At 35.1% G+C, this 16467-nt stretch carries 17 protein-coding genes; 4 read left to right on the top strand and 13 right to left on the bottom strand.

Annotated features, from left to right (window positions below; genetic code table 11):
* Positions 1–88 precede the first annotated feature (88 nt).
* From MHH59_RS17575 to MHH59_RS17590, 4 genes are all read right to left on the bottom strand, one after another.
* Complete coding sequence (locus MHH59_RS17575) at positions 89–625, bottom strand: GrpB family protein (protein WP_000808566.1); 537 nt, start codon at positions 623–625, stop codon at positions 89–91.
* A 24-nt stretch (positions 626–649) separates the two neighbouring features.
* Positions 650–997, bottom strand: a complete 348-nt coding sequence (locus MHH59_RS17580) for a DUF4260 domain-containing protein (protein ID WP_000415340.1) — start codon at positions 995–997, stop codon at positions 650–652.
* A gap of 6 nt (positions 998–1003) precedes the next feature.
* Positions 1004–2395, bottom strand: coding sequence for an FAD-binding oxidoreductase (locus MHH59_RS17585; RefSeq protein WP_340851972.1), 1392 nt, complete (start codon positions 2393–2395; stop codon positions 1004–1006).
* Between the two features lie 136 nt (positions 2396–2531).
* Positions 2532–2930 carry a DUF2871 family protein gene (locus MHH59_RS17590; RefSeq protein ID WP_002146401.1) on the bottom strand — a complete coding sequence of 133 codons (399 nt, stop codon included), beginning with the start codon at positions 2928–2930 and terminating at the stop codon, positions 2532–2534.
* A 255-nt stretch (positions 2931–3185) separates the two neighbouring features.
* Between MHH59_RS17590 and MHH59_RS17595 the strand changes: the two genes are divergently transcribed.
* The gene (locus tag MHH59_RS17595; RefSeq protein WP_000636220.1) at positions 3186–3689 is read left to right on the top strand and encodes a GNAT family N-acetyltransferase; all 504 of its coding nucleotides are present in this window, start codon (positions 3186–3188) and stop codon (positions 3687–3689) included.
* Positions 3690–3722: 33 nt separating this feature from the next.
* Here MHH59_RS17595 and colA read toward each other — a convergent pair whose 3' ends face one another.
* Positions 3723–6638 (bottom strand): collagenase ColA, encoded by a 2916-nt coding sequence (gene colA, locus MHH59_RS17600; RefSeq protein ID WP_340851974.1) that lies wholly within the window; start codon positions 6636–6638, stop codon positions 3723–3725.
* A 203-nt stretch (positions 6639–6841) separates the two neighbouring features.
* Positions 6842–7519 carry an MgtC/SapB family protein gene (locus MHH59_RS17605; protein ID WP_002066498.1) on the bottom strand — a complete coding sequence of 226 codons (678 nt, stop codon included), beginning with the start codon at positions 7517–7519 and terminating at the stop codon, positions 6842–6844.
* 312 nt (positions 7520–7831) lie between these two features.
* Here MHH59_RS17605 and MHH59_RS17610 point away from each other — a divergent pair, with 312 nt between their 5' ends.
* Positions 7832–8350 carry a GNAT family N-acetyltransferase gene (locus MHH59_RS17610; RefSeq protein WP_002087711.1) on the top strand — a complete coding sequence of 173 codons (519 nt, stop codon included), beginning with the start codon at positions 7832–7834 and terminating at the stop codon, positions 8348–8350.
* A gap of 200 nt (positions 8351–8550) precedes the next feature.
* Here MHH59_RS17610 and MHH59_RS17615 read toward each other — a convergent pair whose 3' ends face one another.
* Both MHH59_RS17615 and MHH59_RS17620 read right to left on the bottom strand, forming a co-directional pair.
* Complete coding sequence (locus MHH59_RS17615; protein WP_002128451.1) at positions 8551–9459, bottom strand: VOC family protein; 909 nt, start codon at positions 9457–9459, stop codon at positions 8551–8553.
* A 222-nt stretch (positions 9460–9681) separates the two neighbouring features.
* Positions 9682–10593: a VanW family protein gene (locus MHH59_RS17620; protein WP_002128453.1), complete on the bottom strand. Its 912-nt coding sequence runs from the start codon at positions 10591–10593 to the stop codon at positions 9682–9684.
* A gap of 466 nt (positions 10594–11059) precedes the next feature.
* Here MHH59_RS17620 and MHH59_RS17625 point away from each other — a divergent pair, with 466 nt between their 5' ends.
* Positions 11060–11386, top strand: a complete 327-nt coding sequence (locus tag MHH59_RS17625; RefSeq protein WP_002190339.1) for a hypothetical protein — start codon at positions 11060–11062, stop codon at positions 11384–11386.
* A 115-nt stretch (positions 11387–11501) separates the two neighbouring features.
* The gene (locus MHH59_RS17630; RefSeq protein WP_002014380.1) at positions 11502–12593 is read left to right on the top strand and encodes a DUF3900 domain-containing protein; all 1092 of its coding nucleotides are present in this window, start codon (positions 11502–11504) and stop codon (positions 12591–12593) included.
* A gap of 313 nt (positions 12594–12906) precedes the next feature.
* On the opposite strand, the gene MHH59_RS17635 is transcribed toward MHH59_RS17630, so the two are convergent.
* The 5 genes from MHH59_RS17635 to MHH59_RS17655 all read right to left on the bottom strand — a co-directional run bounded on the left by MHH59_RS17635 (position 12907) and on the right by MHH59_RS17655 (position 16408).
* The gene (locus MHH59_RS17635) at positions 12907–13254 is read right to left on the bottom strand and encodes a hypothetical protein (protein WP_002087722.1); all 348 of its coding nucleotides are present in this window, start codon (positions 13252–13254) and stop codon (positions 12907–12909) included.
* A 341-nt stretch (positions 13255–13595) separates the two neighbouring features.
* The gene (locus MHH59_RS17640) at positions 13596–14441 is read right to left on the bottom strand and encodes an exonuclease (RefSeq protein WP_002167856.1); all 846 of its coding nucleotides are present in this window, start codon (positions 14439–14441) and stop codon (positions 13596–13598) included.
* A 188-nt stretch (positions 14442–14629) separates the two neighbouring features.
* Positions 14630–14830 carry a cold shock-like protein CspB gene (cspB, locus tag MHH59_RS17645; RefSeq protein WP_001179147.1) on the bottom strand — a complete coding sequence of 67 codons (201 nt, stop codon included), beginning with the start codon at positions 14828–14830 and terminating at the stop codon, positions 14630–14632.
* A gap of 218 nt (positions 14831–15048) precedes the next feature.
* Positions 15049–15948: a WD40/YVTN/BNR-like repeat-containing protein gene (locus MHH59_RS17650; protein WP_002087724.1), complete on the bottom strand. Its 900-nt coding sequence runs from the start codon at positions 15946–15948 to the stop codon at positions 15049–15051.
* A gap of 16 nt (positions 15949–15964) precedes the next feature.
* Positions 15965–16408 carry a flavodoxin gene (locus MHH59_RS17655; RefSeq protein WP_001062757.1) on the bottom strand — a complete coding sequence of 148 codons (444 nt, stop codon included), beginning with the start codon at positions 16406–16408 and terminating at the stop codon, positions 15965–15967.
* Positions 16409–16467: the final 59 nt, after the last annotated feature.

Raw genomic sequence — 16467 nt, forward strand, 5'->3', positions numbered from 1 at the left:
AGTAAAACCTCTTCTTCAAAAACAATAGGTGGCATTATATGATTTCTGCCACCTTAGTCTATTTTCGTATTGATACAAACTCTTCTATTCAACTATCCTTCATAGCTTTTTCTAATACAGCTTCAATAAATTCCGTTTTGCCTAAGCTATAACTTAAGCGATTTTCCGCCGTTTCTGCTAATTCTTTCTTTAGCTTTCCATATTCAATAACAACGTTTGGATTTCCACGAAGGTAATCACGAAACGCCACATGTCTTCTTAACTCTTCACTATTCTTATCGCATACATATAAATGATGTTCCATCCAAATTGTATTCTTCCCGTCCCTCGGAACATATTGATCCTTTCTCCCAAAAGCTTCTCTCCCCTTAAAACTCCACTCTTCTTGATGAAAATAACCTATCTGTTCAAGCCTCTTTATTACTTTCGGAAAAACATCATAATCTTCTATTACAACATCGACATCTAATATCGGTTTAGAAGCAAGGCCTTTAACAGATGTACTCCCAACGTGCTCTATAGAAAAAATGAGTTCTCCCATTACGTTATTAATCAACGTCTGTAATTTACAAAATTCACTTTCCCATTGTGTATTATATTTCTCAACAGTAATAAATTGTTTCAATTGACCACCCTTCTCAAATCACTTTTATAACCTCTGAATATGCGTATCCTTAAAATCAGTTTCATACTTCAATCCATACCCAAGCATTCGATCCATTCCAATATGTGCTGTCCATATTAAACCAACCATTAAAATTGTATCCATCTTTAAATAGACCCCTATTAAAACGAGTAATATTGATATGATATATGTGTGAAATAGATTATAAATTTGTGCACCAACACGTTTGTTAATAGCGTACGCCACCATTGCTAAATCAGGTGCAAAAAGTAATACGATAAATAATAACCAACTAAATCCACATAATGCATATATATAAATCGCAGCTAATAAGACGACCAATCCTTCAAAGTGTATAATTCGTTTCTCCAAAATTCATCATTCCTTATCTGTTAGCTTGAAAATTTTATTCGGATTTAAAATATTTTGCGGATCAAGAGCTTTCTTTATTTTCTCCATTACCAATAATGCCGCGCCATGTTCTTCTTCTTGATACTTCCGTTTTCCGATTCCAACACCATGTTCTCCCGTACACGTTCCACCACGTTTAAGAGCATATAAAACGATACTTTCATTTATTTCATCCGCTTTTTCCACTTCTTCTTTATCGTTTGGATCAACCATTAAGAGCACGTGGAAATTCCCGTCTCCTACATGGCCAAGAATACCACCAACAAGACCTACTTTATCTAATGTCTCTTTCGCATGTTGGATTGCACCCGCTAATTCTGAAATTGGTACACATACGTCTGTACTCATAAGCTTTTTACCAGGATAGCTATGCACGTAAGAGTACGCTAGATTATGCCGTGCATCCCATAATTTATTTCTCGCCGCAGTTTCCGTTTCAAAAGCAACTTCTTTACATTTATGATCAAAAACAATTTCCTTCGTAAATTCAATGTCTTGCTTTAGCCCAGCTTCATTACCGTGAAACTCTAAAAACAGTGTTGGTTCTTCTCTGTAATTTGTTTCATTGTAATGATTTACTTGTTTCATAGATAATTCATCAACAAGTTCTATTCTCGCAATTGGAATACCAGCTTGTAGTATATTAATAACAGCTTCTACTGCATCATTTATAGTTGGAAACGATGCTCTCGCAGCCATAACATGTTCTGGTATGCCGTATACTTTTAATGTTAACTCTGTAAAGCATCCAAGCGTACCTTCTGATCCTACGAAAATTCCATTTAAATGATAACCTGATGATGACTTCGCTGCTAAATTTCCAGTATGTATTACTTCCCCATCAGCAAGTACCACCTCTAAATCACGAACTTGATCACGCATAACTCCATATCTCACCGCTGTCGTTCCGCTTGCATTCGTAGCAGCCATTCCACCTAACGTTGCATCTGCACCTGGGTCTACACTAAAGAACAGACCGTACTTTTTCAATTCTTTATTGAGCTGAGAGCGTGTCACTCCCGGTTGTACTTTCACAAGAAAATCTTTCTCTCTTATTTCAAGTATTTTGTTCATTAATGAAAAATCAACTGTAATCCCCTTTTCATAAGGAATTATATGACCTTCTAAACTAGAACCTACTCCAAATGGAATGACAGGTTTTTTATGCTCACTCGCTACTTTCATTATTGCTCTAACCTCTTCCATCGTTTTTGGAAAAACAACTACATCAGGTAAACTACTATTATGGTAAGATTCATCTTTACTATGTAACTCTCTTACTGTCTTATTAACCACTACTTGATCTTCAGGAAGTACATCCTTTAATTCATTTACTAAACGCTCAATTGTTATTTCCATTACATACTCTCCTTTTATATTATTTACTCTACATTAATTATACCATTTTTATACAAAATAATTAGAATAGTTAAATTTATGAAATTTTATATACAAAAAAGAACTTGCAGTATTCCCTACAAGTTCTTTTTTGAAACTATATTTTAGACGATTTTTTCAATAAAATCATAAACCAAACTAAAGTAAATGCCATCAGAGAATGAGAGAACCCTACAATATAAGTTAACCCTTTAAAGTCCGCTCCATTTAGTTGAAGAAGTCCTCTCGCTGCCAGCGATCCTAACATTAAAGTTAATGCGATATTATGTAAAACAAACCATTTATTAAATCCTTTCACTTCATGAAAAGCGAATACTTTCGCTAATCCTAAAGCAATTAAAAAGAAGAAAAAGCCAAGTACTAACGTATGTGTATGCAAAAGATTTAATAGTGTAGATCCTAGTATTCCTTTAAATTTCCCATACTCCCTAGCGAATATTCCTGATAGTAAACCAATAATTAAATACGTAAACGATGCGTTATATAATTTCTTCATTATGTACCTCCTTAAGTAGAATGTGTAATGTGTCATATTTAGTAATAATGATAGTTATATAGTAAAAACTCCTAGTTTCCTAGGAGTCATTGTATAAGCATCTCACTCTTTAAAGTCAATCCTAATTATAAAATATCCTTTTATACAAAACAATCGAACTTTATGTGAACAAGCAGGACTCTATTAAAATATGTTGCGCTTTTGTGTTACACAATCCATACTAATTATTATAACTTATAAAGGTGGTGCAATAGATTGATAGTTCTTGAAACTGAACGACTCACTCTTCGTTGGTTCGATATACAAGATGCTCCGTTTATTCTTGAGTTAGTAAACGATCCTGCATGGATTCAGTTTATTGGTGATAAAAGGGTTAGAAACCTAGAAGATGCTCAAAATTATATTTTAAACGGTCCGGTCGATATGTATAATAAAATGGGCTTTGGTCTTTACTTAGTTGAACGAAAAGAAGATCTCACTCCACTTGGCATGTGCGGCCTTATTAAAAGAGATTCATTAGAAGATGTTGATATCGGCTTTGCCTTTTTAGAAAAATTCCGTTCGAAAGGGTACGGCTATGAATCAGCTGCTGCGGTAATCGAATACGGTGTACATAAGCTAGGTATGAAACGAATTGTAGCAATTACTTCTATAGATAATGCTGCTTCAGGCAATCTGTTAGAAAAAGTAGGATTGCGATTCGAAAAAATAATTTCAGACTCCGGAGAAGATCTAAAATTATTCGGGTATAACGCATAATAAAAAAGGTCGCCATTCATGGCGACCTTTTTGTTACTTCACTTCTACCGTATAATTCCCTGTTCCCCCACCATATTGATATACATGTAAATAATACTTACCTGGATGCGCATTGTAGCTGCCCACTAATTTATTTCCTTGCGTCTGAGCATACGTAACATAATTATTTAAATCTGCTGCTGAATAAAGAACCCAGTTTACCCCAATATTATTTTCCTTCGTTACGTTAATTTGGAGATTCCTAGCTGTTTCCACATTTATTTCAAAGTAATCACTTGTATCACCGTTTCCTAAACTTGCACGTAACAATTGGTTTAACTGCAGTTTATTCGCTGTTTGGAATGAATTATTCGGCTCTTTTTCTACACTGTTATCTTCTTTCTTTTGAACAGTTACACTTGCTGTAGCAGTATTAGTTAATCCTTTATCGTCTGTTACTGTTAATTTTGCTGTATATGTTCCTTCTTTTGTATATACGTGAGTTGGATTTTGTTCACTACTTTCAGTACCATCGCCAAACTCCCATTTATAAGAAGCAATTTTCCCATCTTCATCTTTTGATCCATCGCTTTTAAACGAGATTGCTTCATTTACATTTCCGCTATACGGACCATTTATTACCGCAACTGGTGCTTTATTCGCAGCACCTTCTTCTGTATTAATACCATGGAATACAACATCATATTCAAATTGTCCTGATGCATTCACACGGTAATTTACAAAGTACGCTGTTACTGTTTTATAGCCTGTCCATTCTTTTGCACTTAAACGCTTTAACGTATCATTCACGTTTTGTGTAATTGTTTTCCAGTCTTCATATTCTCCTTTTGCAGTAGTACCTGTATACGTTCCTTGTAGTGTAAATGTATTAAAGAACTGTGATTTATTTTTCTTAACTGATACATTACTTAATTTTGCTTCCGCTGTAATTTCTGCCGCAATATCCGAAACTGGTTTCGGTGCATGAGTTGCTAAATAATCATCTGACACTAACGGAACATTATATTTCTCACGATTGTCTACTAACATTTGCATATAGTCTTGATACTCTTTATTTAAATTCGCATCTTTACTTAAAGCAGAGCGGTATGCATCATATGCTGTTACATCATTTTTCCTAATAAGATCATGAACTTTATCAAACATATCGTATCTCTTATTGTACATATACGATTGTAAAGCAAAGGAATAATTGTAGAAATCCCACGTTCCATACTTTGCATTTAACGTTCGCTCTGCGGTATAACGTTCTGCTGGATTCGAAGATAGTCCTCCTATAATACTCTTTCTTGGAACGACGTTGTCCGTTCTCGTTGCACCTGCAAAAAACTCAGCATTCCCTTCTTCAAACCAAGATAATCTCTCATTCTCATACATCTTACCTTGTCCCCAAAGTCCTGGCACTTCATATCTACCTTGTAAATAATGCGTGAATTCATGTCGGAACAATTCTTCTAAACTATAAATACTTTCTTCTGGCGTACGTTCATAAGTAAAGAACGTACCTGTTCCTTCTATATAAAGACCGCCGTTATTCGTTTCATACCCGTACAATTGACGATTAAATTGATATTCAGCCGGGCTATTATAAATAACCATCGTTAATACATCATCTGGATTTCCTTTTTCTAACGGTTGGTCACTTTCAACCGTACGATGGAATTGTGCCTTCACTTCTTTTGCTGCCCAATATAAACGTTTAACTTTCTCCTCAGTCACTTTATCTCCCGCTTTTAAAACAATTGCACCATCATCAAACGTATACGTTTTCGGCAAATACTTTTTCTTCCCATCTTCTCGTATTTGATCTAAATTAACAACGTTACCGTTTGCATCTTTCCCGCCATAATTCGTCGTAATTTGCTCAGCTGCTACGAAATATTGCTCACCTAAATAAGGATAGATTTTCATCGCATCTGTTACAACTTGTAATCCTTTTGTCCCTGTACTATGGAATGTGCCGAGTCTACCTGTATAATAAATGCCATTATTAATAAGCCATCCGTTTTTCTCTGTAATCGTTCCCATTAACGCGAATCTACTTAATTCATTAATATAGCTATCTATTTTTTGGTACCATACTGTATCTTTCGGTGCTTTTCTCGTATCGTACAAATACGATTGAATATCGTAATCAACACCTTGCATAATATCGTAAATCGCATTTCCAGCTGAAAGATTATCTACCAATGTAGAAAAATTATCATTATATTGCTTAAAAATCTTTGCAGCCGATGTTATCGTTTCCACATCACTCGAAGCATTTCCTATTAATTTCCCATATGATGATACAACTTTATTTTGTTCTAACGTACCGAGTTTGAAATTTGGATTGTTCGCAATCGTTTTTAATGCAGGTAAGCACTTGTCATGATAGCTACGTTCATTTTGTTTACTTAATTCTGTATTATAAAACCCTAAATAAAACCCTGATCGCAAAACTTCCACTAATGTCTCAATCCCTTTTGAATCGTCTTGCGTATAAGCCTGTCCTTGCTGCTTCAATTTATCAATAATTGCCTGCATCCTACTATCATTTTGATAGAATGCAAGACTGTCCTTATTAAACTGAAATAGCCCCGTAATTTGCTCCCAATCGATTGTTACAAGTAAATCTACTAATTGTTGATTGCTTAATTGATTTAATTCAGCAATTGTATAAGTTTTCGCTACAGCTAATTGCTTACTTTCCTTTTTTACTTCAGGCGGTCTTTGCGATAAATCAGCAAATTGTAGCCTTTTCTCAAAAGACTTGCTTTCTAATACTTTCGATGAATGAGCTAATTCTTCCACTGGTAGTTGTACACCAACCGGCTCCATTTTTAGCACATTTCGATATGAAACTTGCTCTCCCTTAGTATCTTCCGCCAATATGCTTCCTTGAAAACTCCCTAACATTAAACTAGCAAAACTTACCCCTACTAAAACTTTTTTTGAATAGCCTTTCATGCTCTCCCCTACCTTACATTTTTTAGTGTCCCGCTCCATTATTTTACTATTCTGACTATTTATTCTGTATTGAGAAAAAAGAAGGGAACGTTCACACATGTATCCACTCAAAGCGAAATTAACACTTGACTTCACATGTGATTTATGTCAAAAAAAGATAGATAATAGCGAAATTCCTGCTACATCTATCCTCTATTTCAACACTATGATTTTAACTTTATAAACGTAATTTCCGGCAATGTTTGCATATGCTGAATAAATGCATTCTTTTCTTCTGACGATATATTTTTCAATTGCATTCCTACCTTATAAACTATTTCTGTATCTTGCTGTAAAGCTTCAACTTCATATGAAAGTATTGGAATACCTTTCACTCGTAGAGTCTCTACTATTTGTTGTACCGCTTCGTGTTTATTTATACACATTTGCACTGTTATATTTTGCGGAAATAAAAATTGCACCTTAAAAATACGACTTACAATCTCTAAACCAATCAAAACGAGAATCATCGCTCCAATCCCTACAACATACATACCTGCTCCAATTGCTAGCCCTATTCCTGCTGTAGCCCATAAACCAGCCGCTGTCGTTAATCCTTTCACTGCCTGCTTTTGAATAATGATTGTACCTGCACCTAAAAATCCAACTCCACTAACAACTTGCGCTGCAATCCGGCTCGGATCAAGAGCCATATGTTCTTCAAACACAATATCCGAAAAAGCATATTTCGAAACGACCATTATTAAAGCACTCCCTACGGCTACTAGGAAATGTGTTTTTAATCCAGCTTCTTTTGAGCGAATTTCCCTTTCAATACCGATTATCGCCCCTAACAAACCAGCAACACCGATTCGTATAATAAAATCAATATGTAAGCTCACGAGCACTTCCCCCTTTTATTCATTATAGAGAGATAAAACAAAAATTATCACATGCATCTACCCATCGATATAAAAGCATTTTATTAAAATACATTTAATATCCCAGTGATTTTATGTTAATATTTTAAATATTAACATAAATGAAACAACCTACTTCTCATACAAAAAACTTTAAAGTTCAACGTCTAACTTATTTTCAGTTAAAAATGGCATATGAGTTGCGTGAAATGAGGTTGAGAAATTCAGGAAACGCTTTCATTTTATATCATAATTTTTGTGAAATAAAACATAAATAAAAGGAGCTTACTAACAATGAACGTCTCTTTACTTACACCTACTACTGATTTACAAGAAGAATACTTAGATTTTTATAACGAATGGAAAGATAGCGGTGAAACGATGATTCCATGGGTTATTTCAAAAAATCCTTCTAATTTCACGGCAATGATTCAAGAATTACACGACGCACATAACGGAATAAATATTCCTGAAACTTGGGTACCAGATTCTACTTATTGGCTTGTTACAAATGAAAATAAAATTGTAGGAGTTGTTAATATTCGTCATAGTTTGACGGAGCATTTATTTAATGCTGGAGGCCATATCGGTTATGGTATTCGCCCTTCTGAAAGAAGAAAAGGTTATGCTACAAAGTTACTAGAGTTATCATTAGAAAAAACGAAAGAATTAAACATCACGAAAGCACTTGTCGTTTGCGACGAGGTGAATACTGCTTCAGAGAAAACGATTTTACATAACGGCGGTCTCCGTGATGATGATTTCACTGAAGAAGATGGGAATGTTGTGAGAAGGTATTGGATTGAGCTCTAAATAATCAAAAACAAGCCAGAAAGTGATTAAACACTTTCTGGCTTGTTTTATCCCGCGTTAACGGGCAGTACAACTCCCACCTCAAAATTCAGCTGGAACAAAGAAGTTAGGTGGGAGATTAACTGCCCATAAACGCCCGATTGGTGAAGGCTAATAATCAGTGGGGGATGAACAAAACCCCCACTGATTAAAGTTTCACTTTATACTGCTTCTATTTCAAACTGCACTGTAATACCACTTGGATCTACTACAGTAAATCCATTTGTAGTTTCATTTATTTCATGTTGTTTTTCTATTAATCTTTCTTTCACTTCATCTAACGCTTCTTTATGCGGTAGTACTATCGTATACACTTTTAGTCCAGTTGCATGTGCTGGTGGATACGGATTATTTACTCCGTTCCACGTATTTGCACCAATATGGTGATGATAGCCTCCTGCCGAAATAAATAAGCAATCATCTTCACGCTGTTGTACTTCAAAACCTACTGTATCTACATAAAACTCATGTGACTTTCCTACATCAGCTATTCGTAAATGGACGTGCCCAACGACAGTGTCAGCAGGTAATCCATCAAACTCATAATTAACGAGTGTTGCCAGTTCTTTTAAATCTAGTGGCGTACTTCCCCCTGGCCCTTCTCCCCATTGACCTCGAGGGCGATCTGCATAAATCTCGATACCATTCCCCTCTAAATCTTGTAAATAAAACGCCTCACTATACGTATGATCACTTGCACTATTAAATCTTGAAATTGGCAAAATTTCATTTGAATATGTATAACGCCCTTCTTGCTCAGCTGGACTTTCAATGACATTCTTATTGCGAATAACACCAAATAGTGCCGAAGCAAAAGCTTCACGAGTCGGAACTAAAAAGGCTACGTGATATATACCCGTCGTACGCGGTTCTTGTAGCGCTGCATCTTCCAACTGCTCAAGAACAAGTAACGTATTCTTACCACCTTTTCCTGTTAAATATGCTTTATTCCCCTCTTCCTTACTTACCTCTAACCCTACTACATTCTCATAAAAAGCAATTTGACGCTCTAAATCTTTTACTTTAAATTCGACATGACCAATACGTGTTTTCGGATGAATTTGTACCATGAATAACTTCCTCTCCTAATCCTTTATTTCAAAACAAACTAACATCGCCGTTACTATGAAGGATACAACTAAAAACACACTATGTAAATAAGAAAAATCAGAATTCATAGTTTTTTAAGAAGGCCATTAATGACAAAAAGCCATCTCCTCTGAAATTCAGAAGAGATGGCTTCAATTATAGAAACTATAAATATTTTACTTTCTTATCCTTTAACTACATATTTATTTCATCTTATGTACTTCAGCAACTAACTTTCCGCCTTGAATGCCCATATAAAGCTTAACAGGAGCATCATTCGTATTTTCAAATACTAAGTCTAAATATGGATAAGCAATTGTAGCATCTCTTCCCTGAGGGACATAACCTACTGTTTTAGAATGTGTAGTTCTCTCTACCATTTTCAAACCAGCTTGATCTGCTGCATTGTATAGCGTTGATGATGTTTGACAAACGCCACCACCATAACCATCTACTAATTTACCATCTACAATTTCTTTACCTAATTGATATCCTTTATCTGGCGTTGTATCACCGATTAATGCATTGAAAGAGAAACTGTCTCCTTTTGCTAATACAACTCCATTTATGCTCGCTGCCGACAAACGAATATTCTCAATACGGCCACCTGCTGATCCACCTAAATTCGTTTCATATCTACCAATTACCGTGCCACTTCCTTGCGCATCACTTAATGTTGCGGTAGGCTTTTTCTCAACGATAGGTAACTGATATGAAGAATCCCACATACCAACGTTTAATAATTTATCTACTAATTCTTTTTCCATTAATTCAAAAGAAGGCTTTCCTTCTTGCCATGATCCATCAGATGCTATACGTGAAGGGACCATCTTTTTGTCAACACTTTTCCCGACTTCACCTGCAACCTTCGTTACGGATTTTTTGAATTTCGCCTCATCTTCAAAATAACCTAAACTCGATAAGTCTATTTTTTTCACTTCAGTACCAGTACGCCCATCCACTAAGCTAATTGAATCCTGTACATCAGCCTTAGCCTCTACAACATTCCCACCAAAATCACTTACTAATGCCACATCACTTACTTTTGTACCACAACCACTTACTACAGCTACGCATAGCACCCCTACTAATATACCCTTTATTTTTCGGAACAATATACTCTCTCCTTTTCCCCAACATTATTTCTTATGTATTATTTCATTTTTATGTATCTTTTGTTACAATCATTTTACAATATATTTAGAAAATGTTACAAGTTGTTTTTTACTCTATTAAAATTACTCTTTTCTTTTGTAAATGTCTATACATATTTATATAAATTTTCGAGTTTGATAAAATTGTAACTTTTATGCAACCTATCTCCATCCAGTATATACCATTCAACAGATGAAATACAAATGTAACACCCTTTCATTTCACCTCTCTATTCACCTGCATGCTTTAGAAACCGTAATACCGATTTTTCATATGTGATCATTATTAAACAACTTAAACCGAGCTTTTATAGGTAAAAACAATCATTCGCTTCAGTGTATATAGGTATTTGCCGTGCCACTACTCCGCTTTTGCACATACATTATGATGAATTTAACCTATTATAAAGAAATGGAGGATGTTTTTATGTATCCCTACAATCCTTATGATTCATATAACCAATATGGTTACCAACCTCAGTATGATTTACAGGCACAATACCAACAATATATAGATCAAACAGAACAATTTAATCCATATGATCAAAATCGACAATTTCAACTTCCAATCTCTTTCCCTGGTACTGGAAACCGTCAATTAGAAAGACGAGTAAATGAGCTTGAGCAAAGAGTACGTCAACTAGAAAACACAGTTGAGCGTCATACGCGTAGATTAAACCGCTTAAATCAGCGTTTACGTACAGTAGAAAATAGGCTAAATATTCCATTTTCAGCATTAGAAGACGGATTTTAATTTCGAAAATAACAAATATATAAGGAAGGGGCTCCCCCTTCCTTATATAAATTGACGAAAGTTTTTTCCATCTCTATACTGATAAGAGTTAATGAAATGAAACAAGGTGATAAATATGGATTTTGAAATAAATTTTCTTTCCTTTTATGTAGTACAAGTAGAAGGAAAAGGTGAAGCAGTTGATAAGCGCTATAAACATTTTCAAACATTAGACGCTGAAGAGTATGAAGATAGCTCTTTAAAAGAATTTTTGAATGGTGAATTATTAAAAATTTCAAAGCGAAAAGTAGAACGTCACGCAAAAACAGAACAAGCCCCAACGAAGATCGGTCGCTTTATTGTAGAAGAAGGGCATGAACTCGATTCAAACCCTCATTACAACTTATTTAATCGTATTCGCTTTGCAGAAACAAAAGAAAACTTCAAAGATATGAGCGAACCTCTCGTTTATACATACCTTGACACAAGCGCTGTACGTGGTGGTGTGTTTTTAATCGCTCAAGCAAAACTACGCAAATACTTTGATGATCCATTCGTATTCGTAATGAAATGTGACTTCGAACCAAAGGTTGCTTCCATTTCTGATGAATCAACACTTATTCGTAACGTTGAAATGGCCATCACAACAAAGAATATGAAATCTATCCAGTACCCATACATGCCTGAAGAAGGTATGGTGGAGCCTGGCGAACTAAAAATACACCAAGCATCACACGCCCGCTACTTTGAAGACTTCTTAAAATTCGTCGAATACGAACGCTCTATGCCTGAAATTATGAAAACACAAGTAATGGACATGGTATACGACCAAATTGAAGATGTATTTGAAGAAGGTACTGAAGAACGTGAACAGTTCGACCAAGCGATGGAAGTATGGGCTGCCAGTCCGAAACGCGAAATTATGGAACAATTTTCAACAGAAGAAGTAATGGAAGCTACCGCTCAAATCGTCGAGCACGCCCCTGAAGTGGAATTAAAGCTAAAAGCAGATCATATCTCTGTGAAGGCTTTGCTTGCTGATTTCGGAGACCTAATACATATCGCAAAGGTAAACGACCGATATGTATTAATGATTGAGGCTGACACACTTACTTTTGAGAAAGGCTTCTCTCCCATTGAGTTTCTGAAGCCGGATGAATTACAAGACGTAATTGAGCGGATTGAGAATAAACAGCAGTATTCTTATGATCCGAATGGGATCGAATAAATGCTTCCATATACCTATTTTTACTGAGCTCTATTAACAAGCGCTCTTTTATTTGGGACATAGTTGACATTTATACTAAAAACCGATTCTACTAAGAATCGGTTTTTCTTCTTTATAACAAATATGCTTATTTTCAAAAAATATTTTTGCTCCAAGATGACATTTCTTGTAGAATCAAGCAGATTCCTTCCTTGTTGTACAAGCGTATTTCCATGAGAGACATCTACTTCAATATTCCTAGTTGACCAAGTCCTTCTATAAGTTTTTGGTGTTTTTCCTTTTAGTCATTATGTATGTTGTTAAAATGAAAATTTCACTTTACTACCTCAAATTTATTGTACTCGTAAAAAGATAATTGAAAACGATATTCCGGATGCTCTCTCACCCAATCGTAGGCTTCTTCTAAAATATCCATTTTATTTTGCACGTCATTAAGTTCACTACATTCGTTCCTTTTCTGTTTACATAGAGGACAGAACCCACCCACTATCTCGGCATTCATCGCACGAATCGTTTTACTTTCTAAGTCAACTACTAGACGAAGAATAAGAGAATGCTCCGCTTTTGTAGTCACCATCATTTCAGCAATTCCATCCTCATTCCAAAAGACACCATTTAATTCCATCTGTACGGTGACATCTTTGATTTCCAAGTCTATCACTATCACACCTCCCTTGTATAAGACTCTTACCTTACTCTTCGATTTTAATCTTTAATACACCACGAGCTAAAGATATATTAAGCTTTTTCCAATTCTTCTTCTTTGCTATGAAAGGAAGTGTAATTAGTGCAAATAGTGTGGTAAATATTATCAAAAAAACTAAAACGGTTAAAATGTTAAAGATTGCTTCCATTAAACTACACTCTTTTCTATGTATATCCGTACTAAAAACAACAAAATATTCCATTAACAATACAGGACAAGCCGTGAATTTTCCAACTAAACTTCAGCAACTTAATCCTGAAGTCTAGTTGTACATATGAATAAAATAAATTTTATTACTAACTTTCTTCTACTACTTTCTCCATCTCAGCCAAATACCTAAGCTGCCGCTCCGCTTTTCTCACCGCAGTAGGAAAGTGTTTTTTCAGAAGTTCTACTGCTGATTCACTTATATAATATCTTTCCGTTATACCTTCCCACGTGTCACTACTTTCAAATGCACTCCATACAAAAGGACGCTCTGTATTTTTTCTCAGTTCTTTAAACACCCATTTTCGCATCCTTTTTTTCGCTTTTTCTGTTAGTTTTCCGTTCTTTACAAGTTCAAGCTCACCATGTCTCTTGTATCGCTTGTTAATATCTCTCTCGCCATATACTTTCAGAAAGATATTTGCTGTATTCTCAGCATCTGCTAAAGCCCGGTGCTGCTTCCCTTCCCACGTTAAGCCGAGCTGATCCACTGCTAATTGTAAACTTGGTGTATGCTCAAATAATTCTTCATACGCCTGAAAAACAAATTTTTGCACATCAAATCTACTCTCTTTTTCCATACATGGGCATTCTACACCGTATAATGTACAATCTTGAGATAGAAAACGGTAATCTTCTTTTCCCCATGAAACAAATATTGAATCTTCTCCGATGAACTGAATAAATTTCTCTATAATTTGAGGGAAATTCCCTACACCTATTAAATCTTTCTTTGTAATTCCAGTTAATTTTGTTGTATGACGAGTTAATGGGGCACTTGGTTTTACTAACTCTGAAAATTCTCCAATAACCTTCATTGTACTCACATCTATTTTTACAGCTCCAATATCAACTATTTCTGACGGATCTTCTGATTTATACGGCCTAAAATTCCTTTCAATATCAAACACAATGAAGTGTGTAGCGTTTTTCAATTTATTTACCTCTTTCTAAATTCCTTTTCACACACATACTTTATTTTCAGTATTTATTTATTAATGCACTTTATGCATGAAAAACTTCGCATAAAAATCAAAAATTCAGTCTTATTATTACATGTACATAGGAGGATATTCAATAAAAACGCAAAAAAAAAGAAGGGCAAGCCCTTCTTTTTTCATAATTACTTCTTGTTTACGTTTGTAGCTTGAGGTCCACGGTTACCTTGTTCTACTTCGAAAGTAACTTCTTGACCTTCTTCTAAAGATTTGAAGCCGTCGCCTTGGATAGCTGAGAAATGAACGAATACGTCTTCTCCGCCTTCAACCTCGATGAAACCGAAACCTTTTTCTGCGTTAAACCATTTTACTTTACCGTTTTGCATTTAAAAAATCCTCCTACAATGTACCTATATGTACATATTCATTTTCAACCACTTTACAATAATACATCATATATTAAAAAACTGCAACCCCAGAGGAGATTTAACATTGCTATCCTCCTCGGAAGTTACAGCTCATTTAAATCTCTATATTATTAAAAGTAAAATGGTTTAAAGTAACTATATCATACCAATATAATAAAAGTAAAGTTTTTTTTAAGTTATACAGCTTTTTTTTTCCACTGCATCGTTTTTAATTCACCTGATCCAGCTACAACATAGCCTTCTTTTTCATTAACAATGCGCCAACCATGCCCTTTAACCGAATCACATACTGTAACAATTCCTTCTTCAAGAAGCACACGGCAAACAGTGCTAATTCCCGCCTTATTTTGCGTTGACGTTGTATATAACACATGTTGATCCACACTTAAATCTAAATAACTACTCGCTTTTTGTTCACTTTGACATGTATGCCAACCTATTTTATCACTTTCGATACTCTCATTTATTCTGCAAAAAGAAATATTTCCGCTAATCCCCTTGCACGATCCACTTGCCGCTACTAAATAGGAATTATGTATAGTCAACGCAGAAATCATCTGATTCATCGCTATTTTAATCCTTTTTAATTTACGTGTCTCTAAATCAAAAAGCCAAACACCACCATATTTAGTATGTATTTTCGTACCGATAAATAAGTAATGTTTATATAAAAATAATGATCGAATAGATGGTGCCTCACTACCGTAATTAAGAAATGGCTGAATAGTCTCCCATGTGGAACCAAAATTATTAGAATGATACAGTGTTTTATCTCCATGAGCAATTACTGTTCCATTCTCATTACTACATACATTCCAGCTCGTTGCTTTCGTTGGAAAGCGCTGGATCGTCCACGTTTCTCCACCATTCATACTACGAATAAAAACTCCTTCGTCTCCTACTCCGTAAACTACGTTACCTTCACTATGTAAATCTCGAATTCGTTTTTGGAAACCAGTTAAAGCCTGTTTCCATTCTCCATCTTTTTCAATGAATAAACCATTATATGTAGTAGCTAACAAAAGCTTTCCATCTCTTAACTTTGTAATAGCAGTTGCACTTAACATTGTTTCCACGTTGACACTCCCGTTCCTAGAACTTCTCGGCAAAAGCAATTGCAAAATCACTGCATTTTTCAACGTCTTCTTTATCTTCTGGAGCTAATTCAATTTTCAATCCTTCTTGTACAAGTTCTGCCCCACATTTTACAAGACGTTCTTCAAATATCGTTACCGCTTCACAAAACAGCTCATACGCCGTATCACCTGATCCAAAAACAGCCACTTTTTTACCCGTTAAATCTATATTTTCTAACTCATCATGGAAATCTTCCGCTTCAAATGGTAATTCACCATCACCCCACGTATAAGATCCTAAAATGATTCCATCATACGCTAATAATTCTTCAGCATCCATACCTTCCATCTCTTGTAATACTACTTCATGATCAAAGGCATCTAAACTTACTTTAATTAAATCAGCAATACTCTCTGTATTTCCTGACATACTTGCATACGCTATTAAAATTTTCGCCACTTTGGCATCCCCCTCTTACAATAAATGATTCTCATTCTCATTATATTAATAATGAGAAT

This window comes from Bacillus sp. FSL E2-0195, assembly GCF_038003645.1.
GTDB lineage: Bacteria > Bacillota > Bacilli > Bacillales > Bacillaceae_G > Bacillus_A > Bacillus_A mycoides.

Bases quoted from the DNA above. Each gene is read 5' to 3' on its own strand.
- MHH59_RS17615 (WP_002128451.1), bottom strand. From the start codon at position 9,459: ATGGTACAAATTCATCCGAAAACACGTATTGGTCATGTCGAATTTAAA.
- colA (WP_340851974.1), bottom strand. From the start codon at position 6,638: ATGAAAGGCTATTCAAAAAAAGTTTTAGTAGGGGTAAGTTTTGCTAGT.
- MHH59_RS17590 (WP_002146401.1), bottom strand. From the start codon at position 2,930: ATGAAGAAATTATATAACGCATCGTTTACGTATTTAATTATTGGTTTA.
- cspB (WP_001179147.1), bottom strand. From the start codon at position 14,830: ATGCAAAACGGTAAAGTAAAATGGTTTAACGCAGAAAAAGGTTTCGGT.
- MHH59_RS17625 (WP_002190339.1), top strand. From the start codon at position 11,060: ATGTATCCCTACAATCCTTATGATTCATATAACCAATATGGTTACCAA.
- MHH59_RS17610 (WP_002087711.1), top strand. From the start codon at position 7,832: ATGAACGTCTCTTTACTTACACCTACTACTGATTTACAAGAAGAATAC.
- MHH59_RS17585 (WP_340851972.1), bottom strand. From the start codon at position 2,395: ATGGAAATAACAATTGAGCGTTTAGTAAATGAATTAAAGGATGTACTT.
- MHH59_RS17630 (WP_002014380.1), top strand. From the start codon at position 11,502: ATGGATTTTGAAATAAATTTTCTTTCCTTTTATGTAGTACAAGTAGAA.